The following is a 415-nucleotide window of genomic DNA, read 5'->3' as shown; positions in this document are numbered from 1 at the left end:
GCATATTTTCATTTTCTTTAAATTCCCATGTTCCTATAAACTGTATATAACCTTCGTTATTTAAATTATCAACACTGGATAATTTACTGTTAGCATCATATCCCTTAAATACCCACATACCATCTGAAACAGTAACTGCTGTCTTGTTTGGTTGGATTGCATCGATTGTTGCACCTTCTATATATTTGTTGTCATCCACAGGAAGCAAATCAGTTACTTCTTTTGGAAGTTTTTGTTTGTTTGTTCCATTTACAAATTCATAAATAACAGGATATTTTTCTTTTTGTACATAAGTCATGTAATTTAATTGATCATTAGCTTGACTTTTACCAATAACCAAACCATCTTTCATGTAGGTGCTTGGAATATATAATTGTTGATATTCGGCATTTTGAGCTGCTTTTATTCCACCTGC

General features: G+C 31.3%; 1 protein-coding gene. It reads right to left on the bottom strand.

Going from position 1 to position 415, the window contains the following annotated elements; genetic code table 11:
- The coding region (locus QZ357_RS08705) for an SHIRT domain-containing protein (RefSeq protein ID WP_290776257.1) at positions 1-415 on the bottom strand (415 nt) is incomplete at both ends.

The organism is Anaerofustis sp. (genome assembly GCF_019420015.1).
GTDB lineage: Bacteria > Bacillota > Clostridia > Eubacteriales > Anaerofustaceae > Anaerofustis.
Note: the sequence above shows the minus strand (reverse complement) of the source record. Positions and strands in the feature narration are given on the sequence as shown.